General features: G+C 65.7%; 19 protein-coding genes. 11 read left to right on the top strand and 8 right to left on the bottom strand.

All coding sequences use genetic code 11. From position 1 onward, the window contains the following. Positions 1-65: 65 nt before the first annotated feature. From queF to murJ, 3 genes are read right to left on the bottom strand one after another with little or no spacing between them, the layout of a single operon-like run. Positions 66-905 (bottom strand): NADPH-dependent 7-cyano-7-deazaguanine reductase QueF, encoded by an 840-nt coding sequence (gene queF / locus DB032_RS02325; RefSeq protein WP_107798095.1) that lies wholly within the window; start codon positions 903-905, stop codon positions 66-68. Between the two features lie 50 nt (positions 906-955). Further along, complete coding sequence (locus DB032_RS02330) at positions 956-1,723, bottom strand: CPBP family intramembrane glutamic endopeptidase (protein WP_053077365.1); 768 nt, start codon at positions 1,721-1,723, stop codon at positions 956-958. A gap of 1 nt (position 1,724) precedes the next feature. Further along, positions 1,725-3,260 (bottom strand): murein biosynthesis integral membrane protein MurJ, encoded by a 1,536-nt coding sequence (gene murJ, locus DB032_RS02335; RefSeq protein WP_107798096.1) that lies wholly within the window; start codon positions 3,258-3,260, stop codon positions 1,725-1,727. Positions 3,261-3,386: 126 nt separating this feature from the next. Between murJ and rpsT the strand changes: the two genes are divergently transcribed. Together rpsT and DB032_RS02345 are read left to right on the top strand one after the other, a co-directional pair. After that, a complete protein-coding gene (gene rpsT, locus DB032_RS02340; protein ID WP_048409254.1) occupies positions 3,387-3,650 on the top strand; it encodes a 30S ribosomal protein S20 in 264 nt (87 codons plus the stop codon). A gap of 93 nt (positions 3,651-3,743) precedes the next feature. After that, positions 3,744-4,787: a phospholipase A gene (locus DB032_RS02345; protein WP_158274222.1), complete on the top strand. Its 1,044-nt coding sequence runs from the start codon at positions 3,744-3,746 to the stop codon at positions 4,785-4,787. Between the two features lie 84 nt (positions 4,788-4,871). Here DB032_RS02345 and DB032_RS02350 read toward each other — a convergent pair whose 3' ends face one another. From DB032_RS02350 to fabI, 3 genes are read right to left on the bottom strand one after another with little or no spacing between them, the layout of a single operon-like run. Continuing rightward, entirely contained in the window at positions 4,872-6,026 is a 1,155-nt protein-coding gene (locus DB032_RS02350) for an acetate/propionate family kinase (protein WP_107798098.1), read from the bottom strand. Further along, positions 6,023-6,958, bottom strand: a complete 936-nt coding sequence (locus DB032_RS02355) for a phosphate acetyltransferase (protein WP_107798099.1) — start codon at positions 6,956-6,958, stop codon at positions 6,023-6,025. The genes DB032_RS02350 and DB032_RS02355 overlap by 4 nt, the downstream gene beginning before the upstream one ends. An 11-nt stretch (positions 6,959-6,969) precedes the next feature. After that, complete coding sequence (gene fabI / locus DB032_RS02360; RefSeq protein WP_107801628.1) at positions 6,970-7,746, bottom strand: enoyl-ACP reductase FabI; 777 nt, start codon at positions 7,744-7,746, stop codon at positions 6,970-6,972. Between the two features lie 265 nt (positions 7,747-8,011). Between fabI and DB032_RS02365 the strand changes: the two genes are divergently transcribed. The 6 genes from DB032_RS02365 to DB032_RS02390 all read left to right on the top strand — a co-directional run bounded on the left by DB032_RS02365 (position 8,012) and on the right by DB032_RS02390 (position 14,315). Next, positions 8,012-8,278: an FmdB family zinc ribbon protein gene (locus tag DB032_RS02365; protein WP_107798100.1), complete on the top strand. Its 267-nt coding sequence runs from the start codon at positions 8,012-8,014 to the stop codon at positions 8,276-8,278. A gap of 6 nt (positions 8,279-8,284) precedes the next feature. Then, positions 8,285-8,953: a DUF502 domain-containing protein gene (locus DB032_RS02370; RefSeq protein ID WP_081550658.1), complete on the top strand. Its 669-nt coding sequence runs from the start codon at positions 8,285-8,287 to the stop codon at positions 8,951-8,953. An 84-nt stretch (positions 8,954-9,037) separates the two neighbouring features. Then, positions 9,038-10,831 (top strand): aspartate--tRNA ligase, encoded by a 1,794-nt coding sequence (aspS, locus tag DB032_RS02375; RefSeq protein WP_107798101.1) that lies wholly within the window; start codon positions 9,038-9,040, stop codon positions 10,829-10,831. Positions 10,832-11,121: 290 nt separating this feature from the next. Beyond that, a complete protein-coding gene (locus DB032_RS02380) occupies positions 11,122-11,736 on the top strand; it encodes a peroxiredoxin (protein WP_107798102.1) in 615 nt (204 codons plus the stop codon). A gap of 138 nt (positions 11,737-11,874) precedes the next feature. Further along, complete coding sequence (locus DB032_RS02385; RefSeq protein ID WP_107798103.1) at positions 11,875-13,077, top strand: GGDEF domain-containing protein; 1,203 nt, start codon at positions 11,875-11,877, stop codon at positions 13,075-13,077. Beyond that, positions 13,074-14,315 carry a GGDEF domain-containing protein gene (locus DB032_RS02390; RefSeq protein ID WP_146176562.1) on the top strand — a complete coding sequence of 414 codons (1,242 nt, stop codon included), beginning with the start codon at positions 13,074-13,076 and terminating at the stop codon, positions 14,313-14,315. The genes DB032_RS02385 and DB032_RS02390 overlap by 4 nt, the downstream gene beginning before the upstream one ends. A gap of 76 nt (positions 14,316-14,391) precedes the next feature. Here DB032_RS02390 and DB032_RS02395 read toward each other — a convergent pair whose 3' ends face one another. Both DB032_RS02395 and DB032_RS02400 read right to left on the bottom strand, forming a co-directional pair. After that, the gene (locus DB032_RS02395) at positions 14,392-15,678 is read right to left on the bottom strand and encodes an MFS transporter (protein WP_107798105.1); all 1,287 of its coding nucleotides are present in this window, start codon (positions 15,676-15,678) and stop codon (positions 14,392-14,394) included. 100 nt (positions 15,679-15,778) lie between these two features. Beyond that, complete coding sequence (locus DB032_RS02400) at positions 15,779-16,378, bottom strand: arylesterase (protein ID WP_107798106.1); 600 nt, start codon at positions 16,376-16,378, stop codon at positions 15,779-15,781. A gap of 2 nt (positions 16,379-16,380) precedes the next feature. On the opposite strand from DB032_RS02400, the gene DB032_RS02405 reads away from it, so the two are divergent. The 3 genes from DB032_RS02405 to DB032_RS02415 are packed head-to-tail and all read left to right on the top strand — an operon-like array spanning position 16,381 to position 20,142. Next, a complete protein-coding gene (locus tag DB032_RS02405; RefSeq protein ID WP_048414370.1) occupies positions 16,381-17,073 on the top strand; it encodes an ABC transporter ATP-binding protein in 693 nt (230 codons plus the stop codon). Next, on the top strand, positions 17,070-19,562 hold the full coding sequence (locus tag DB032_RS02410; RefSeq protein WP_107798107.1) for an ABC transporter permease: 2,493 nt from the start codon (positions 17,070-17,072) through the stop codon (positions 19,560-19,562). Before DB032_RS02405 ends, DB032_RS02410 begins: the two co-directional genes overlap by 4 nt. Before the next feature lie 55 nt (positions 19,563-19,617). Next, complete coding sequence (locus DB032_RS02415) at positions 19,618-20,142, top strand: DUF2946 family protein (protein ID WP_107801630.1); 525 nt, start codon at positions 19,618-19,620, stop codon at positions 20,140-20,142. Positions 20,143-20,166: the final 24 nt, after the last annotated feature.

A 20,166-nucleotide genomic window follows, 5' to 3' on the forward strand; every position in this document is an offset into this window, starting at 1 on the left:
GTTTCCAGAACGACAAAAAGGCCGGCATTCGCCGGCCTTTTTGCTTTTCCCGCTTAGAAAGGGTCTTATTGCCGCGCGGTACGGGTGTTGCCCACCGGCATCTCGCCGCAATTGCTGCGGAAGGGATTGATGTCCAGTCCGCCGCGGCGGGTGTAGCGCGCGTAGACGGTGAGGCGGCTCGGCGCGCAGGCGCGGAGCAGATCGGTGAAGATGTGCTCCACGCATTGCTCGTGGAATTCATTGTGCTGGCGGAAGCCTATCAGGTAGCGTAGCAGCGCCTCGCGGTCCAGCCGCGGGCCGGTGTAGCGGATCTGCACGCTGCCCCAGTCCGGCTGGCCGGTGACCAGGCAGTTGGATTTCAGCAGATGGCTGCACAGGGTCTCGCTGACAATGTCGCCGGCGTCGGCGCGCAGAATCTGCGGGCAGGGCGCGTAGTTGTCCACTTCGATGTCCAGATCGTCGATGCAGTCGCCGGCCAGTTCGGCCACGGTTTCGCCGCCGAACTGCTGCGGCAGCATGATGTCGACGCCTATCGGCTTGCCGGCGGCGGCGGACAGGTCCGCGGCCAGCTGGCGGCGCAGCGCGTCCAGGCCGGCCATCCGGGTCTGGTTATAGCTGTTCAGATAGAGCTTGAAGGATTTGGATTCGATCAGGTTCGGGCTGTCGGCCGGGATGCGGAAGGCGGCAATGCCCACCTGAGGCTTGCCGCGGGCGTTGAGCCAGGACAGTTCGAAACCGGTCCAGATGTCCACGCCGGCAAAGGGCAGCGCGGCGGCGTCCACGCCGATTTCGTCGCGCTTGGCCTGGCGCGGGATCGGAAACAGCAGATGGGGATCGTAATGATCCTGGTAGCTGACGGTTTTGCCCAGAGGGGATTGCTCCGGGGACATGGCTTGAGTGTTCATGGCTTGAATTATATCGATTTTCAAAGAGGCGGCAGATCGTGAGCCGCTTTTTAAAGCAGGCCCTTGCGCCACAGCGCCATCAAATCCATGGTCAGCGCCACGCTGCAATGCAGCGCGATGCCCAGCCAGATGGAACGGTAGCGGTAGCTGAGCGCGCCCAGCGCGACGCCGGCTACGATGGCGGCCAGGCTCTCCAGCAGCGGTTTCTCAAAATGGATCATGCAGTAGGGCAGCACCATCACGAAGACGGCGCTGACGCCCAGCCGCGGTTTGAGGCCGTGCACCATATAGCCGCGGAAGAAGAATTCCAGCGCGGCGAACTGGGCGAAATACAAGAGCTCCCACAGCAGCCAGTGCGGCCATAAGCTCTCGCCGGGACTGAGCCGGAAGAAGGGGTAGATCTTCAAAAAACCCGGCTGGCCGGACGCCCACCACACCAGGGGCAGCATCAGGGCGTAGAACAGCGGGAACAGCTTCAGGTCCGTCTTTAGCGTGGCGCGGTCCGGCCAGGCCAGGCCGAAGTCGGCCAGCGGGCGGCGATCCAGCAGCCGGATGGCCAGCAGCGGCAGCAGGCAGTAGCTGGCGATGCTGGCCAGCGCCCAGTAGGCGGCGCGGTAGAGATCGGTGTCCGGGTTGTGCACCACCTGCTGGCGGAAGGACAAGCCCAGCGCCGGCCACCATTGCAGCAGCCAGTCCATCATCCAGTAACGGTTGGCGGGGTAGTACAGCAAGGTCAGGCACAGGCAGCTGACCAGCAGCACGCCGGCGGTCTGACGGTCGGCCGGCGTCAGAAGAGGAGCGCGCGGGCCGGCCGGCATCTCAGCGCTCGCGGCGCATGAAGTCGCGCGGGCGGAAGCCGAGCGCGAACAGCGCGGCGAAATAGACGGCCGCGCCGGTCGACACCAGCAGGCTCAGCCAGGCCACGCGTTGCCAGGCCGGGCCGTGCCAGTGGACGGGCAGCAGCCATTGCAGCGCCAGCAGCGCGGCGGCCATGGCCGCGATGGCCACGGCCATCTTGCTGAGGAAGCCGCCCCAGCCGGCCGAGGGCTGGTAGATGCCGCGCTTGAGCAGCGCGCGCAGCAGCAGGCCGGCGTTGAGGCAGGAGGCGAGGCCGATGGACAGCGCCAGGCCGGCGTGCTTGAGCGGAAACACGAAGGCCAGGTTCATCAGCTGGGTCAGGAACAGGGTGATCAGCGCGATGCGCACCGGGGTCTTGATGTCCTGGCGCGCGTAGAAGCCGGGCGCCAGCACCTTGACCAGGATCAGGCCGAGCAGGCCGAAGGAGTAGGCGATCACCGCCTGTTGCGACATCAGCGCGTCGTGGGCGGTGAATTTGCCGTAGGTGAACAGGGTGGCCAGCAGCGGGCCGGACAACAGGCCCAGGCCCACCGTGGCCGGCACCGCCAGCAGCAGGGACAGGCGGATGCCCCAGTCCAAGAGCACGCTGAACTCCCTGTCGGAGCGGGTGGCGGCGTGTTTGGACAGCGAGGGCAGCAGGATGGTGCCCAGCGCCACGCCCAGCACGCCGGAGGGGAACTCCATCAGCCGGTCGGCGTAATACATCCAGGACACGCTGCCGGTGGGCAGGAAGGAGGCGAAGGTGGAGTTGATCAGCAAGGAGATCTGCGCCACCGACACGCCGAAGATGGCCGGTCCCATTTGCCGGATCACGCGCCAGACCGCCGGGTCGCGGAAGGCGAACACAGGGCGCGCCAGCATGCCTATCTGCTTCAGGAAGGGCAGCTGCCACACCAGTTGCACCAGGCCGCCTACGAAGACCGACCAGGCCAGCGCCATGATGGGCGGATCGAAGCGGCTGCTGAAGAACAGCGCGAACACGATGAAGCTCAGGTTGAGGAAGGTGGGCGTGAAAGCCGGAATCGAGAACTTGCCCCAGCTGTTGAGCACGCTGCCGGTCATGGAGGACAGCGAAATGAAGAAGATATAAGGAAAGGACACGCGCAGGATGTCGGCGAACAAGGCGGCCTTGGCCGGCTCGCGGTAAAAGCCGGGCGCGGAAATCCACATGATCAGCGGCGCGGCCAGCATGCCCACGGCGGTAACCAGCAGCAGCACCGAGCCCAGCACGCCGGTGATTTTGGCGATGAATTCCCGGGTTTCCTCTTCGCTGCGCTGGTTCTTGTATTCGCCGAGAATGGGCACGAAAGCCTGCGAAAACGCGCCTTCGGCGAACAGGCGGCGCAGCATATTGGGAATCTTGAAGGCGGCGTTGAAGGCGTCGGCGGCCATGCCGGCCCCGAAAACGCGGGCGATGATGGTATCGCGGACCAGACCCAGGATGCGGGACACCATGGTCATGCTGCTGACAGCAGCCAGAGCCTTGAGCAGATTCATGTTGCGGGTGGTTTATCTAGCGTTGAGCAAGCCCGCTAGTGTACGCCGCCAGGTTTATTGTTGCAAAACCTGAGTTTAGGGCTTAGAATCGCGGGTTTCAGATTCCGCTCATCAGGAGAAAGATTCATGGCTAACAGCGCACAAGCTCGCAAGCGTGCACGCACAGCCCTTAAGCAGCGCGCGCACAACGCCAGCCTGCGTACTGCGTTCCGTACCGCAGTTAAGAAAGTGCTCAAGGCAGTTGAAGCAGGCGATAAAGCCGCTGCCAAGGTAGTGTTCCAGACTTCCGAAAAAGTGATTGACCGCATTGCTGACAAGGGCGTGTTCCACAAGAACAAGGCCGCTCGTCACAAGAGCCGTCTGTCGGCTCAGATCAAGGCCATGGCCTGATCACAGCCCAGCGCTGAAGAATACGCAAAGGCTCCGCATCGCGGAGCCTTTTGTGTGTCTGGCGCATCGATTTCCCTCGCTGGAGGCATGGCTATGTCGGGATGGACGGCTTGGGCGCTGGCTTTGTGCGCGGCGCAGACCCTGGCGGCGGAACTGCCGCAGCAACTGGCCGATTGCGGCCGCCTGGCGGACGCCAGGCTGCGCCTGGCCTGCTACGACGGGCTGGCGGCCGCTGTGCCCGCCGCAGCGCCGTCTTCCGCGGCCGCCGCGCCTCCGGAGCGCCCGCTTCCGGCCGCCGGCGTAGAGCCGGATGCCGCGCCGGCTCCCAGCCGGCTGGCCGAAGCCTGGGATCTGGACGGGCGCTCGCGCGGCGACACCTTCGGGTTTCGCTTATACAGCCCCAATTACTATCTGCCGGTCTGGCAGATGGCCAAGCCCAATAACGAGCCGCAGTCGCCGACCCGGCCGCCCAGCCAGACGCCGGGCGGGGAACTGGACAAGACCGAGGCCAAATTCCAGCTGTCGTTCAAGACCAAGGTGTGGGAAGACATTTTCGATACCCCGCTGAACCTGTGGTTCGCCTACACCCAGCAATCGCATTGGCAAATCTACAACCAGGCGCATTCCGCGCCGTTCCGCGGCACCGACTACGAGCCGGAACTGATTCTTACCTTCCCCTTGCCGTCCGCCTGGGCCTGGGGCGACACCCGGCTGCGCATGGGCGGCCTGGGTTTGTTGCATCAATCCAACGGCCGCGCCAATCCCTTGTCGCGCAGCTGGAACCGGGTGTACGCGATGGCGGCGCTGGACAACGGTCCGTTCACGCTGCAAGGCCGCTGGTGGGCCAGGCTGCCGGAATCCGGCGACAAGGACGACAATCCCGACATCGTCAAATACATGGGGCACGGGGATCTGCAGGCGATCTACCAGTACCGCGGCCAGACTTTCAGCGCCATGTGGCGGCCCAATTTCGACAGCGGCAAACATGGACTGCAACTGGACTGGAGTTTCCCGGTTAAGGGCAAGCTGCGCGGTTATGTGCAGGCTTTCGACGGTTACGGCGAAAGCCTGATCGATTACAACGTGCGCACCCGCGCGCTGGGCGTGGGGCTGACGATGAGCGACTGGCTGGAGTGAGTCTCGCCAGCTTTGGAGTTCGCTGCGCGGCTGTTGAAAAGATTGTGAACAGGTAGCAGGCCCGCCCATGGGCGGGCCCTGCGCTTATTGCAGCAGCGCGGCCGCCTGGCGCGCCATTTCGCCTTCCTCGTCGGTAGGCAGCACATAGGCCGCGCGCGGGCTGGCGGCGGTGGTCAGCCGCCGCGCCTGGGCCAGATTGGCGGCCTGGTCGGCTTCAAAGCCCAGCCAGGCCAGCTGTTGCAGCACCCGGCCGCGCACTTCCGGCGAGTGCTCGCCCACGCCGGCGGTGAACACCACCGCGTCCAGCCCCTTCATCGCCGCCGCCAGGCTGGCCACTTCCCGCGCCACCCGGTAACAGAACAGCTCGATGGCCTCGCGCGCCGCTGGCAAATCGCTGGCCAGCAGTTCGCGCATGTCTGAGGACAGGCCGGAGACGCCGAGCAGGCCGGAGTTCTTGTACAGCTCGCGCCTCACCTCGGCCACGCTCATGCCGGCCTGTTCCTGCCAGTAGAGAATGACTTCCGGGTCGATATAGCCGGGGCGGCTGCCCATCATCAAGCCGTCCACCGCGGAGAAACCCATGCTGGACGCCATGCTGCGGCCGGCGTCCAGCGCGCAGGCGCTGGCGCCGCTGCCCAGGTGGCAGACCACCACCTTGGCGCGCTCCAGGCCCAGTTCCGGCAGCCGCCTGGCAATGGCGGCGTAGGACAGGCCGTGGAAGCCGTAGCGGCGGACGCCCTCGTCATGCCAATGGCGGGCGATGCCGAAGCGGGTGGCCACTTCCGGCTGTTGAGCGTGGAAGGCGGTGTCGAAGCAGGCGAACTGCGGCAAACGGGCGTCGTATTCCTCGAAGGCGGCGATCACCGACAGGCTGACCGGCTGATGCAGCGGCGCCAGCGCCACGTAGTCCTCCAGCTGGGCGCGGATGTCGGCGTCCAGCCGCATGGCGGCGGTGAAACGGCCGCCGCCGTGCACCACGCGGTGCACCACGGCCAGCGGTTCCAGCTGCTGATCGGCCAGGCTGTTGATCACCGCGGCGATGGCGCTGCCGCGGCTGCCGTCGTCCAGCGTGTGGCGGCTCAGCGTCTGGCCCTTGCCGTCCAGCAATTGCAGCTCCGGCTTGGCCTGGCCGAAGCGGTCCACCATGCCGCGCGCCAGCAATTGGCGGCCGTCCGGCGCGAAGGCGCGGAATTTCAGCGTGGAGGAGCCGGCGTTGACGGCGAGCAGCACCCGGCTCATGTCCGCTGTCCGCTTTGCCGGCGTTTGTGCGCCAGCAAATTGGCCACGGCGGCGGAGGCGAGGCGGCCGTTGGCGTCGTCGGCGCGGCTGGTCAGCACGATGGGCGCGCGCGCCCCCATCACGATGCCGGCGGAGGCCGCGGCGGCCAGATAGGTCAGCTGCTTGCCCAGCATATTGCCGGCCTCAAGATCCGGCACCAGCAGGATGTCGGGATCGCCGGCCACCGGCGAGACGATGCCCTTGCTGTCGGCGGCTTCGCGCGAGATGGCGTTGTCGAAAGCCAGCGGGCCGTCGAGGATGGCGCCGGTGATCTGGCCGCGGTCCGCCATCTTGCACAGCGCGGCGGCGTCCAGCGTGGAGCGCATCGCCGGATTGATGGTTTCCACCGCGGCCAGGATGGCCACCTTGGGCTGGGAAATGCCCAGCGCCTGGGTCAGATCGATGGCGTTCTGACAGATGTCGCGCTTGGTCAGCAGGTCCGGTTCGATATTGATCGCGGCGTCGGTGATGAAGAGATAGCGCGGATAGGTCTCCACCTTCATGATCCAGACGTGGCTGATGCGGCGGTCGGTACGGATGCCGGTGCCGCGCGCCAGCGCTTCGCCCATGAATTCGTCGGTGTGCAGGCTGCCCTTCATCAGGATGTCGGCGTAGCCGTCGCGGACCAGGCTCACCGCCTGTTCGGCGGCGGCGTGGCTGTGCGGCACGTCGACCAGCTCGAAGCGGCTCAGGTCCACTTCCAGTTCGTCGGCCAGCTTGGCCAGCCTGGCGGCGGGGGCCACCAGGATGGGGGTGGCGATGCCGTGGTCGGCGGCTTCCACCGCGCCCAACAGCGCCTCGCGGCTGCAGGGGTGGGTCACCGCCATCGGCAGCGGCCCCAGGCCGACGGCCTGTTGCAGGATGTCGGAAAAAGCGTGTTCGTCGCGTGTCATGGCGTGTTCCCTCAGGCCTTGATGTGATGGCCGCCATCGACATAGATGGTCTGGCCGGTCAGGCCGCGGGCGGCTTCGGAGATCAGGAAGGCGCAGGTGGTGCCCACGTCCTCGATTTCCACCAGGCGGTTTTGCGGCGCGCGGGCGATGGCGTCCTCGATCAACTGGTCGAAGTGGGCGATGCCGGAGGCGGCGCGGGTGCGCAAGGGGCCGGGGGACACCGCGTGCACGCGGATATTCTTGGCGCCCAGCTCGCTGGCCAGGTAGCGCGACACGCTTTCCAGCGCCGCCTTGACCGGACCCATGATGTTGTAGTTCTCCACCACCTTGTCGGCGCCGTAATAACTCATGGTGATCAGGCTGCCGCCCTGGCTCATCAAGGGTTCGGCCAGACGCGCCATTTCGATGAAGGAGTAGCAGGACACGCGCATCGCCTGCTGGAAGCCTTCCAGCGAGCAGTCGGTGACGCGGCCGTGCAGATCGTCCATCGGACAATAGGCGATGGAGTGAATGACGAAATCCAGTTTGCCCCATTGCTGACGAATGGCCTCGAACACCGCTTCCATCTGCCCCGGCTGCTCCACGTCCAGCGGCAGCACCAGCGGCGAACCCAGCTGGTCGGCCAGCGGGCGCACGTATTTTTCCGCTTTCTGGTTCAGGTAGGTGACGGCGAACTCCGCGCCCAGGTCGCGCAGCACGCTGGCGCAGCCGTAGGCGATGCTGTTCTCGTTGGCGATGCCTACGATCAGGCCTTTCTTGCCGGCAAGAATGTTGCGAATGCTTTCCATCTGACCCTCTTGGTAAACCATGTGACCTCCGGGATTTGTAGGGTTGCAGGGCAGTATTGCGGGCTAATGAAGCAAAGGGATTTTTGTATTGACGATTCAGTCGGATATAATCGACGATTTGGCGGGAACGAAGGCTTGATCTTGGGGGCGTTCGTCCGCATCTGTCCGACTAGGCATGCCGAGCGTAAGTTCACGCTCGGATAGTGCAGTGCAGCATGAGTTCGGTTTATTATGCCATCATGATTACTGGTGGGGAAGCAAAGCTATGCCAATCTACGAATACCGTTGCGGCGCCTGCGGCGTCGCCAAAGAGCATCTGCAAAAACTCAGCGACGAGCCTGTCGCGCAATGCCCGGCCTGCGGCAGCGCGGAGTACCGCAAGCAGCTGTCCGCGGCCGGCTTCCAGCTGAAGGGTTCCGGCTGGTACGCCACGGACTTCAAGGGCGGCGCGTCCGCGTCCGGCTCTTCCTCCTCCGCGTCTTCGGACAGCGGCGGCGGTCATAGTTGCGGCACCGGCTGTGGGTGCGCGTAAACCTCGATGACGCCGCAAATCAAAATGACGCTTAAGGGCTATCTCGTCACCGGCTTGCTGGTGTGGCTGCCCTTGGCCGTGACGCTGTGGGTGTTGAACCTGATCGTCACTTCGCTGGACCAGACGCTGAACCTGTTGCCGCAGGAATGGCAGCCGGAGGCCTTGCTCGGCTTCCATCTGCCGGGCCTGGGCGTGGTGCTGTCGGTGCTGATTCTGTTGGGCACCGGCATGCTGGCCGCCAATGTGCTGGGTCAGCGCGTGCTGGACATGTGGGACGCGCTGCTGTCCCGCATCCCGGTGGTGAAAAGCATTTACAACAGCGTCAAGCAAGTCAGCGACACGCTGTTGTCCGACTCCGGCCAGGCCTTCAAAAAGGCGCTGCTGGTGCAGTTCCCTCATTCCGGCATGTGGACGGTGGCGTTTCAAACCGGCCCGCTGCCTGAAGTCGTGTCCGAATCGCTGTCCGACGACGAGTTCATCGGGGTCTACGTGCCCACCATCCCCAACCCGACCTCGGGTTATTTCGTGATGGTGGCCAAGAAGGACACCCGCGCCTTGAACATGAGCGTGGACGAAGCGTTGAAATACGCGATCTCCATGGGCATGGTGGCGCCGAACCCGCCGCCGGCCGCCCAGCGTCCGCGTCTGAACGACGAACATAATCGGCAGGGCTAGACCGACACCCTGTCTAGCCCTTAACGCCTTTCTTTCCCCCGGGCGGGGAAGCCTCACCGAATTTGAATAAAAGGGTTTACCCAAATGCGTACCGACTATTGCGGACTTATTGACAAGAAATACCTCGGCCAGACCGTTACCGTGAAGGGCTGGGCTCACCGCCGCCGCGACCATGGCGGCGTGATCTTCATCGACCTGCGCGACCGCGAAGGCCTGGTGCAGGTGGTGATCGATCCGGACACCCCGGAAGCGTTCCAGCTGGCCGACAGCAGCCGCGGCGAATACGTGCTGTCCATCACCGGCATCGTGCGCGAGCGTCCGGCCGGCACCGCCAACAGCAAGATGATTTCCGGCGAGATCGAAATCCTGGCCAAGGACATCGAGATCCTCAACGCCGCCGCCACGCCGCCGTTCCAGATCGACGACGAGAACCTGTCCGAGAACGTGCGCCTGACCAACCGCGTGATCGATCTGCGCCGTCCGGCGATGCAGAAAAACCTGCGTCTGCGCTACAAGGTGGCGATGGGCGTGCGCAACCATCTGGACAAGCAGGGCTTCATCGACATCGAAACCCCGATGCTGACCCGCTCCACGCCGGAAGGCGCGCGCGACTACCTGGTGCCGTCCCGCGTGCACCCGGGCGAATTCTTCGCGCTGCCGCAATCGCCGCAGCTGTTCAAGCAATTGCTGATGGTGGCCGGCTTCGACCGCTACTACCAGATCACCAAGTGCTTCCGCGACGAAGACCTGCGCGCCGACCGTCAGCCTGAATTCACCCAGATCGATATCGAGACCTCGTTCCTGAACGAGGACCAGATCATGGACATCACCGAGGGCATGACCAAGGAGATCTTCCGCGACGTGCTGGGCGTGGAGCTGCCGCAGTTCCCGCGCATGACTTACGCCGACGCGATGTTCTTCTACGGCTCCGACAAGCCGGACATGCGCGTGGACCTGAAATTCACCGAACTGACCGATGTGATGAAGTCGGAAGAGTTCAAGGTGTTCCGCGGCGCGGCCGACATGGCGGGCGGCCGCGTGGTGGCCCTGCGCGTGCCGGGCGGTTCCGGCCTCAGCCGCAAGGAAATCGACGACTACACCCAGTTCGTCGGCATCTACGGCGCCAAGGGTCTGGCCTACATCAAGGTCAACGACGCCAGCAAGCCCACCGAAGAAGGCCTGCAGTCGCCCATCGTCAAGTTCCTGTCCGCTGACGGCCTGAAAGCCATCATCGAGCGCACCGGCGCGCAAAACGGCGACATCATCTTCTTCGGCGCGGACAAGGCCAAGGTGGTGAACGAGGCCATCGGCGCGCTGCGCATCAAGATCGGCCACGAACACGGCCTGGCCAACGGCTACTTCGTCAAGGAATGGCGCCCGCTGTGGGTGGTGGACTTCCCGATGTTCGAGCACGACGAGGACGACGACCGCTGGACCGCCTGCCACCATCCGTTCACCAGCCCCAAGCAGGGCCACGAGGACCTGATGGCCACCAATCCGGGTGCCTGCCTGGCGCGCGCCTACGATATGGTGCTGAACGGCTGGGAAATCGGCGGCGGCTCCATCCGTATCCACCGCGCCGAGATCCAGGAAAAAGTGTTCGGCGCGCTGAAGATCAGCCCGGAAGAGCAGCAGAACAAGTTCGGCTTCCTGCTGGACAACCTGAAGTTCGGCGCGCCGCCGCACGGCGGCCTGGCCTTCGGCCTGGATCGCCTGGTGACGCTGATGTGCGGCGCGGAGTCCATCCGCGACGTGATCGCCTTCCCGAAAACCCAGCGCGCCCAGTGCCTGCTGACCAACGCGCCCAACGCGGTGGACGACAAGCAACTGCGCGAACTGAACCTGCGTCTGCGTCAGAAGGCCGAGCCGTCCGCTTGATGCCGGTTTGACGCGATGCCGACGGCCGCTGCCATGCAGCGGCCGTTTTTTATTCCGGGCCGGCCGGAGACGTCGGCTTGAACCTTGCGCTTTTGGCCCAATCTAATAGCGGCCTCATACTTGTAAGCGAGCGCCTGCCGGGCCGACATTGCAAAACTTTATCGCAACGATATGGATTTACAATTTGCCGATGTCGGCGGCCCTGTTTTATAAAGCCTCGCATTCCGCCGCGTTTCCCGATGCCCGAACAGGGAAGCGCAGTCATACCAAGACCTTTAAGGAGATCCGCAATGGCCGTACTCGTTGGCAAACAAGCCCCCTTCTTCGATGGCGCGAAAACCTTCTCCGCCGTGCTGGGCGATGGTCAGATCGTTGACAACTACTCCTTCAAGCAAGCTACCGCCGGCAAGTACGCGGTAGTGTTCTTCTACCCGCTGGACTTCACCTTCGTGTGCCCGTCCGAGCTGATCGCTTTCGATCACCGCCTGGCGGACTTCAAAGCCAAGAACGTGGAAGTGATCGGCGTGTCCATCGACAGCCAGTTCTCCCACGCCGCATGGCGCAACACCCCGGTGGAAAAAGGCGGCATCGGCCAAGTTGGCTACACCCTGGTGGGCGACATCCAGCACGAACTGTGCAAGGCCTTCGACGTTGAAGCCGACGGCGGCGTCGCTTTCCGCGGCTCCTTCCTGATCGACCGTTCCGGCGTGGTGCAGCACCAAGTGGTGAACAACCTGCCGCTGGGCCGCAACGTCGACGAAATGCTGCGCATGGTTGACGCGCTGCAATTCACCGAAGAGCACGGCGAAGTGTGCCCGGCCGGTTGGAACAAGGGCAAGAAAGGCATGAAGCCGAGCGCCGAAGGCGTGGCTTCCTACCTGGCCGAAAACGCCAAGGACCTGTAATCCGTCTTTAACGGATTGCGTCCGACCCTGCCCCGCACGCCTTGGCCCGCGGGGCTTTTTCTTGCGCGGCCTTGGCCGGTTTGGCGCATTGCTCGCTATAACTAACAATAAGTTTCCAAAATAGGACAGGCCCAAGCCATGTCTTTGCCGATCAGCCAGCTGGACAGCTTCACCATGCTGCATGCGATGCGCTCCACCCACCTGTCCGTGCCGCACGCCTTATTGGGCGCGGCCCTGCTGACCGGTCTGGAATGGGGGCGGGCGCCGCTGGTGGCCGCCTTGCTGTGGCTATTGCTTTTCAGCCTGCTGCTGCTAAGCCTGTGGGGCACCACGTGGCGCGCCTGCCGCTGCCCCGAGCACGACGCCTGGCAGATCGCCGCCTTGCATAGGCGTTTTTCGGCGCAGATCGTCGCCGCGGGCGCGGGCTGGGGCCTGGCCGCCTGGATTCTAATGCCCGGCGACGATCTGACTTACAGCCTGATCGTGGTGCTGTGGGGCATCGCGGTCAGCGCGGTGCAAGGCGCGATGCTGTCCGCGCGCCGGGAGCTGTTTTACGGCTTCGTCGGCCCGCTCTGGGGCTTGCTGCTGCTGCGCATGTTTCTCTCGCCGGAAGCGGTGCTGCGCTGGGTGGGCGCTTCCGGCATCATCTATTGCCTGTCGCTGACGCTGTTCACCGCCTTATTGCATCGCTTCGCGCTGGAATCCATGGGGCAGCGCGCCGAAAACGCCAGCCTGATGCGCGAGTTGACGCTGGAACAGACGCAGCTGGACAGCTACAACGCGATACTGGAGCGGCAAAACATAGAACTGGACGGCGCCGTGGAGCGCATCAGCGAACTGGCCTCGCGCGATCCCTTGACCGGGGTGCTGAACATGCGAACCCTGATGCGGGAAATGGAGCGCCTGTTGGAGCTTTCGGAAACCCAGGGCGCGCCTTTCGCCATCGCCATCATCGACCTGGACCATTTCAAGCGCATCAACGACAGCTGCGGCCATGCGCGCGGCGACGAAGTGTTGCAGCAGTTGTGCGAGCTGGCGCAGCAGGCCCTGGCGGACGGCGAGCTGTTCGGCCGTTACGGCGGCGAGGAATTCCTGCTGCTGGCGCCGGCCTGCAGCGGCGCCGAATTGAGCCGGCGCATGGAGACGCTGCGCGACAAGGTGGGCGGCTGGGACTGGCGGCGCTGGACCGGCGATTTGCCGGTGACCTTGTCCTGCGGCGTGGCCGCCTGGCGGCCGGGCGTGGACCCGCTGGGCTTGCTGCAACAGGCGGACAAGGCCTTGTACCAGGCCAAGGCGCAGGGGCGGGACCGCGTCTGCCTGGCGAGAGAGGCCGGGGCGTGAGGCGAAGACTGGGCATTCTGATGCCGTTTCCCTGGCAGGCCGCGCACCCGCAGCTGGAGGCGGAGCTGGTGCGCCAGTTCGTCTCCATGCTTCAGCTCTCTATCCTGCAGTCCTTCATCGCCATTCCCCTGTTTGGCGTGCTGATGTACGGGCACGCGCCCGGCTGGCGCATCCTGTGCTGGGTGGGCATGTTCCTGCTGATGCAGCTGCTGTTCGCGCGCCTGGTCTACCGTTTTCGCCGTTACGCGCATACCCAGGACCAGGTGTTCCGGCATTACCAGGCGCTGCGGCAACTGATGCTGTTCAGCGCCTTGGTGTGGAGCATGATGATGTGGTTCATGTTTCCGCAGGAGGAAGGGCCCTACCGCATCGTGGTCGTGCTGTGGCTGGCCGGCGGCTTCGCCGCGGTATGCCTGCTGCTGGCGCCGTGCCGCGATCTGCACCTGACTTTCTTCGTCGGCTACTGGGTGTATCCGCTCTACCGCTTCCATTGCGAGGGCACCTTGCTGTACAGCGCCTTGCTGGTGGGCGCGGTGATCTTCATCCTGGTGCAATGGGAGTTCCTGTCCAGCTTCAACCCCCTGCTGCGCGACACCGTGAGGCTGCGCGAGCGCAATGCGGTGGTGCTGCGCCGGCTGCAAGATCTGTACGCGGAAAGCGCGGCCAAGCGGGAACTGCTGGAACAGCGCAGGCAGATGCTGCAGCAGGCGGCGGAGCAGATGCATCTGCTGGCGGACTCCGACGTGCTGACCGGCTGTTTGAACCAGCGGGCCTTGCGCTGCCGCATGGCGGAGCTGGATCAGTCCGACGCGGGCCCCTGGAGCCTGGCGATGCTGGATCTGGACGAGTTCAAGCAGGTGAACGACCGTTTCGGCCACTTGGTGGGCGACCAGGTGCTGCAGCAGGCGGCCAAGCACATCGCCTCCTGTCTGGAGGCCTGGATGACGCTGGCGCGCTATGGCGGCGAGGAGTTCGTGGTGCTGGCGCCGGGCTTGGCGCCGGAGGGCTTGGCGGAAAGAATGGAGGCGGTCAGGCTGCGCCTGGCGCAGGCCCAGTTGGACGGTTTGCCGGAGGGCTATGCGCAGACGGTGTCCATCGGCGTGGCGGGCCAGCCGCCGCTGAACGGCAGCCAGCAGGCCTTGTTGCAGGCGGACGCCGCCTTGTACCGCGCCAAGGCGTCCGGCCGCAACCGGGTATGCCTGTGGAACGCGGAGCCGGAGCGGGGCCAGGCCGGCTGAGCCGCTGATCAAGGCCCGCCGCGTTTCGTGAGCGCCGCTCCGGCCGGCTTGCGCGCCGCCTGTGCATGCCGTTTCTTCAGCTGTTTTCGCCTTGTCTCGCGTGGGCTTGCGAGGCCTTGTACGGGTTTGGGGGCGCCGGCTCGGGCTCATTAGCGAGCATGGCGCGCAGCGCCGGCTGCTGGATCAGCGCCGACAGACAGACGGCGGCGGCGCACAGCCACCAGAGCGCAATGCCGCCCACGGCGCCGTACAGCCAGGTGCCCAGCGCCGGGGCGAACAGGGTGCGGCCCTGCCACACCGCGTTGTACAGCCCCAGATAGCGGCCGCGAAGCCGGCCTTCCGAGCGGTGCATCACCAGCATGGCGTAGCAGGGCGACACCAGCAGTTCGCCCAGCGTCAGCGTCGCCATCATCAGCACCGCCCACAGCGGACCCTGGCCCAGGATCAGCCACAGGAAGGCGAAACCGGTCAGCAGCACCCCGGCTTGAGTGCTGGCCAGCAGGCCCCAATCCAGAATGCGGCGGCTGATGGCGATCTGCAGCGCCACCACCATCAGGCCGTTCAGCGTGAACAGATAACCCACCCATTGCGGCCCCAGCTGGTAATGCTCGCGCAGGAACAGTCCCAGCGTCACATAGATCTGGTCGAATACCGCGGTCATCAGCACCATGCCCAGCAACATGCGCAGAAAGGGCGCGTCGCGCCAGGGGCCTTGGCGGCCGTCGGCGTCTTCGCCGGCCCGCGGCGGCTCTGCGTGGGCCGCGCCGGCGCGGCGGTAGGCCCAGGCCAGCCATAGCGCCGCGCTCAGCGTGGCGGCGGCGTTGGCGGCGTAAACCCAGCCATAGCCGATGGCGGCCAGCGAGCCGCTGAGCAAACCGGCGCCGGCGACACCCAGGTTGAAGGCCACCCGCAACATGCCCTGGGCCACCGCGCGCTGCCGCGGCAGACAGGGCTCCAGCGCCAGGCGCAGATTGACCGGCCGGAAAGCGCCGTCGGCGAAACCGGAGACCAGCAAGACCGGCGCGAACAGCCATAACGGGATGGCCAGCGCCAGCAACAGCAGGCACAGGCCGGAAACGGACAGGAACAGCGTGGCCAGCTTGCGGCCGTCGAAGCGGTCGGACAGCGAGCCGCCGTTGAGGGAACCGAGCAGCGCGCCGGCGCCGTAGGCCGCCATGGTCAGGCCGATCTGCGCATAGCCCAGCTGGTAGCTCTCGCGCAGATAGAGCGGCAGGAATAGTTTGGAAATGCCGCCGATATTGTTGATCAGGCTGCACAGCACCTGGATGTAGACCGTGGCGGGCAGGCCGCGATAGGGGGACAGCAGGCGTTTCAGCCAGGGGGAGGGGGGCGGGCGGCTCATAAGAATCCAGGATATGATTATGCTTTTGACTTATCTTGCTGCGTTGCAACGAAGAAAGTCAACACCATGAATATCCGTCCGCCCGGGACGCCGCGGCTTTTCAGCTCAGCGGCAGCTTGGCCTTGACCGTGCGCATCATCGCGGGCTGGGCGGCGGCGACCGGGTGCAAGCCATCCGGCTGGAACTTGGATAGATCGGCCTCGAATCCGGCCACCAGCAGCGGAACGAAGGACAGGCGCTCGCGCCTGGCCAGGTCGGCGTAGGCTTTGCGGAACTCGGCGCCGTATTGCGGGCCATAGTTCGGGGGCAGGGCCATGCCCACCAGCACCACCTTGGCCTTGCTTTGTTTGGCCAAGGCGATCATCTTGGACAGGTTGCCGCGCATTTGCTCCAGCGGCAGGCCGCGCAGGCCGTCGTTGGCGCCCAATTCCAGCACCACGATGTCCGGGCGATGGCGCGCCAGCGCGTCCGGCAGGCGGGCCAGGCCGCCGGCGGTGGTTTCGCCGGAAATGCTGGCATTGACGATGCGGTGCTTCGCCCCCATCTCCTTGGCGAGCAGGCTGACCCAGCCCTGGCCGGGAGAGAGGCCGTAACCGGCTGACAGGCTGTCGCCGAAGACCAGTATCGTCGCGGCGGACGCCGGCAGCATCAGCAGGCACAGGCCGGCGGAAAGTAGAACTTTGCTTAGTATCGAGCGCATAAATGAATCCAATTGAAACCCAGGCGGTGTTGGCGGCCAGCGAGCTGGCCAAGCAGGTGCATTTCCACGGCGAGCCGCTGAATATCCTGCGCAGCGCCACGCTGACCCTGTATCCGGGCGAGAGCGTGGCCATTGTCGGCGCTTCCGGCTCCGGCAAGTCTACCTTGTTGTCCCTGTTGGCGGGGCTGGATCATCCGTCCGGCGGCGAGGTGTCCTTGTTCGGCCAGGCGCTGTCCGGCTTGAGCGAAGACGCGCGCGCGCTGCTGCGCAGAGACAAGGTGGGGTTCGTGTTCCAGAATTTCCAGCTGATGCCGCAACTGACCGCGCTGGAAAACGTGATGCTGCCGCTGGAGCTGGCCGGCCGCGCCGACGCGCGCGAAGCGGCGCGGCAGATGCTGGACCGCGTCGGCCTCAGCCATAGGCTGGGCCATTATCCGCGCCATCTGTCCGGCGGCGAACAGCAGCGGGTGGCCTTGGCGCGCGCCTTCGTCATTCATCCCGGCCTCTTGTTCGCCGACGAGCCCACCGGCAATCTGGACCCGCACAGCGGCCGCCAGATCATCGATCTGCTGTTCCAGCTCAACGCCGAACAGGGCACCGCCCTGGTGCTGGTCACCCACGACACCGAGCTGGCCAGCCGCTGCGACGCCATCTACCGGCTGGTGGAAGGCAAGCTCAACGGGGCGCGCTCATGACTCTGGCCGGCCGCTTGACCCTGGTGTTGCGCTTCATCCGCCGCGAACTGGTGTCCGGCGAACTGACCATCCTGGCCCTGGCCCTGGTGGTGGCGGTGATGGCGATGAGCAGCGTGGCCTTTTTCTCCGATCGCGTGGAACGCGCGCTGACCACCCAGGCCACGCAGTTGCTGGCCGCCGACCTGGTGCTCAACGGCAATCAGCCGGCGCCGGACCCCATCCGCCGCGAGGCGGAAAAGCGCGGTCTGCGGCTGGCCGACAACATCAGCTTTCCCTCCATGGTGTTTTCCGGCGGCCAGGCGGCTTTGGCCACGTATAAATCGGTCAGCGACAACTACCCCTTGCGCGGCGAAGTCAGCGTGCGCCTGGCCGACGGCCGCGTGGAAACCGGCAGCCTGCGGCCGGCCGCGGGCACCGCCTGGGCCGACGCCCGCCTGATGCGGCGCTTGAAGCTGAAACTGGGCGACACCCTGGGCGTCGGCGGCGCGCAACTGCGGCTGGCCGGCGAAATCGTCCGCGAGCCGGACGGGGCGATGGACTTGTACAACTTCGTGCCGCGGCTGATGTTCAACCGCGCCGACCTGGCCGCCACCGGCCTGATCCAGGAAGGCAGCCGTGCGCGCTGGCGGCTGATGTTCGCCGGCGACGACCGCGGCATCGCCGACTTCCGCCAGTGGCTGGACAAGGCCAAGCCCAAGGACGCGCGGCTGGAAAACGTCGAGGAGGCGAGGCCGGAAGTGCGCACCGCGCTGGAGCGCGCGCGGCGTTTCCTGGGCCTGACCGCGATGTTGACCGTGGCGCTGGCGGCGTCGGCGGTGGCGCTGGTGGTCCGCCGCTATCTGGCGCGCCATTGGCAGCAGGTGGCGGTGCTGCGCTGCCTGGGCCTGACGGCGGGCGAGGTGTGGGGGCTGTTCGTCAGCCTATTCCTCTTGCTGGGCCTGCTGGCCGGCGCCTTGGGCACCGCCGGCGGCTTCGGCGTGCAGCTGGCCTTGATGCGCTTGGCCAGCGGCTATGTCGGCGAAATACTGCCGGACCCGGGCTGGCTGACCTGGCTGGTGGGGCCGCTGGCCTCGCTGGTGTTGCTGGCCGGCCTGGCTCTGCCGCCCTTGATGGGCATACGCGACGTGCCGCCGGCCGCGGTGCTGCGCGATGAATTGACGCCGACCCGCCAGGGCGTGCTGGCGCCCTTGCTGGCCCTGGTGGCCTTGCTGGGCCTGGCCGCCTGGCAGGTGGGCGATCTGGCGGTGGCCGGCTGGCTGCTGGCCGGCATGCTGGGCTTTTTCGCCGCCGTGGGCGCGCTGGCGCTGGGCGTGGTCTATCTAATGCGGCGGCTGCCGCGCGGACGCCGGGTGGGCTGGCGCTTCGGCATCGCCAATATCGCGCGCCGCCACTGGCTGGCGGTGATCCAGATCGTGTCCTTGTCGGTGGGCCTGATGGCCTTGCTGACGCTGACCATTGTGCGCGACGACCTGATCGGCGCCTGGCAGCGCAGCGTGCCGGCGGACGCGCCGAATAAATTCGTCATCAATATCCAGCGCCACCAGCTCGACGGCGTGCGCAACGCCTTCGCGGTGGAGGGACGCGCGGCGCCGGAGCTGGCGCCCATGGTGCGGGCGCGGCTGATCGCGATCAACGAGCATCCGGTGCGGCCGTCGGCTTACGAGGACGAACGCGCGCGTCGGCTGGCCGAGCGGGAGTTCAACCTGTCCTGGCGCGACGAGTTGCCGCCGGGCAACAAGCTGACGGCGGGCCAGTGGTGGCAGCCTCAGAAACGGATTCCGCCGCAGTTCTCGGTGGAGCGCGAGCTGGCCGCCACCTTGGGCATCAAGCTGGGGGACACGCTGGTCTTCGATCTGGCCGGCACCGCTTACCGCGCCAAGGTGAGCAGTTTGCGGGAGGTGCCGTGGGACAGCTTCCGCGTCAATTTCTTCGTGATCGGCACGCCGGGCCAGTTCAGCCAGCAGCCGGCCAGCTGGATCACCAGCTTCCGGCTGGAGGCGGCGGACGAGGACTTCGTCAACCGCCTGGTGGGCGAGTTTCCCAATCTGACCGTGATCGACGTCGGGGCGATCCTGAGCGAGGTGAGGGCGATGATGGACAAGCTGTCGCGCGGCATCGAAGCCATGTTCGGCCTGGCCCTGGCCGCCGGCGTGCTGGTGTTGTGGGCGTCGCTGGCGGCCACTCGCGACGAGAGGCTGTTCGATGTCGGCCTGATGCGGGCGCTGGGGGCGTCGCGGCGGCAGGTGCGCAGCGTGGTGCTGGCGGAGCTGGCCTGGTTGGGCGCGTTTTCCGGTTTATTGGCGGCCTTGGGCGCCATGGGCATCGGCGCTTTGGCTTCGGTCAAATTGTTCAATCTGCCCTTGGTGTTCAATCCGTGGCTGTTGCCCGCCGGCGTCGCCAGCGGCGCGCTGGTGGTGGTGGTGGCCGGTTGGCCGCTCGTGGGGCGGGTGACCAGAACGTCGCCGATGGCGGTGTTGAGAGCGATCTGAGTGTAGTGGTCAAAGCTGAGAATCAAGCGGGAGCAAGCCCGCAAGGAGACGCATGATGGATGCGATAGTACAGGCGGCAATGGCCAAGTGGCCGAACGTGCCCGCCGTGTTCGGCTGGCTGCGGCTGGATGCGCGCGGCCAGTGGTGGATCAAGGACGAACGTCTGCAGCACGAGGCGATGGTGGAGTTTTTCGGCCGCAATTACAGCCGCGACGGGCTGGGGCGCTGTTATGTGCAGAACGGGCCGCAGAAAGTCTATGTGACGCTGGACGCCGCGCCGCTGGTGGCGCGGCGCACTCCGTCGGGCTGGCGCACGCTGCCCTACGATGACGACGTGCCGGCGCGCTCCGCCTGGCTGACGCCGGAGGGCATGTTGCTGATCGAGATCGGCGGCGAGCTGGCGGCGGTGGACGACCGCGACCTGGCCGCGGTGCTGGAAGAAGGGACGCCGGGCTGGGACGGCGATATGGACTTGCTGCCGGACCGGCTGGCCTTGGGCAAGAGCGCCATTCCGCTGGGCAAGGAGAGCCTGCCGGACTTGTGGCGGCGTTACGGCATCGTCGGCCGGCCCAAGGGCTGAGCCGTTTCATCTCCAAACAAAACC

The organism is Chromobacterium sp. Panama (assembly GCF_003052555.1).
Lineage (GTDB): Bacteria > Pseudomonadota > Gammaproteobacteria > Burkholderiales > Chromobacteriaceae > Chromobacterium.

Excerpts from the sequence above, each read along its gene's own strand:
- queF (WP_107798095.1), bottom strand. The coding sequence starts at position 905 with ATGAACACTCAAGCCATGTCCCCGGAGCAATCCCCTCTGGGCAAAACC.
- DB032_RS02330 (WP_053077365.1), bottom strand. The coding sequence starts at position 1,723 with ATGCCGGCCGGCCCGCGCGCTCCTCTTCTGACGCCGGCCGACCGTCAG.
- murJ (WP_107798096.1), bottom strand. The coding sequence starts at position 3,260 with ATGAATCTGCTCAAGGCTCTGGCTGCTGTCAGCAGCATGACCATGGTG.
- rpsT (WP_048409254.1), top strand. The coding sequence starts at position 3,387 with ATGGCTAACAGCGCACAAGCTCGCAAGCGTGCACGCACAGCCCTTAAG.
- DB032_RS02345 (WP_158274222.1), top strand. The coding sequence starts at position 3,744 with ATGTCGGGATGGACGGCTTGGGCGCTGGCTTTGTGCGCGGCGCAGACC.
- DB032_RS02350 (WP_107798098.1), bottom strand. The coding sequence starts at position 6,026 with ATGAGCCGGGTGCTGCTCGCCGTCAACGCCGGCTCCTCCACGCTGAAA.
- DB032_RS02355 (WP_107798099.1), bottom strand. The coding sequence starts at position 6,958 with ATGACACGCGACGAACACGCTTTTTCCGACATCCTGCAACAGGCCGTC.
- fabI (WP_107801628.1), bottom strand. The coding sequence starts at position 7,746 with ATGGAAAGCATTCGCAACATTCTTGCCGGCAAGAAAGGCCTGATCGTA.
- DB032_RS02365 (WP_107798100.1), top strand. The coding sequence starts at position 8,012 with ATGCCAATCTACGAATACCGTTGCGGCGCCTGCGGCGTCGCCAAAGAG.
- DB032_RS02370 (WP_081550658.1), top strand. The coding sequence starts at position 8,285 with ATGACGCCGCAAATCAAAATGACGCTTAAGGGCTATCTCGTCACCGGC.
- aspS (WP_107798101.1), top strand. The coding sequence starts at position 9,038 with ATGCGTACCGACTATTGCGGACTTATTGACAAGAAATACCTCGGCCAG.
- DB032_RS02380 (WP_107798102.1), top strand. The coding sequence starts at position 11,122 with ATGGCCGTACTCGTTGGCAAACAAGCCCCCTTCTTCGATGGCGCGAAA.
- DB032_RS02385 (WP_107798103.1), top strand. The coding sequence starts at position 11,875 with ATGTCTTTGCCGATCAGCCAGCTGGACAGCTTCACCATGCTGCATGCG.
- DB032_RS02395 (WP_107798105.1), bottom strand. The coding sequence starts at position 15,678 with ATGAGCCGCCCGCCCCCCTCCCCCTGGCTGAAACGCCTGCTGTCCCCC.
- DB032_RS02400 (WP_107798106.1), bottom strand. The coding sequence starts at position 16,378 with ATGCGCTCGATACTAAGCAAAGTTCTACTTTCCGCCGGCCTGTGCCTG.
- DB032_RS02405 (WP_048414370.1), top strand. The coding sequence starts at position 16,381 with ATGAATCCAATTGAAACCCAGGCGGTGTTGGCGGCCAGCGAGCTGGCC.
- DB032_RS02410 (WP_107798107.1), top strand. The coding sequence starts at position 17,070 with ATGACTCTGGCCGGCCGCTTGACCCTGGTGTTGCGCTTCATCCGCCGC.
- DB032_RS02415 (WP_107801630.1), top strand. The coding sequence starts at position 19,618 with ATGGATGCGATAGTACAGGCGGCAATGGCCAAGTGGCCGAACGTGCCC.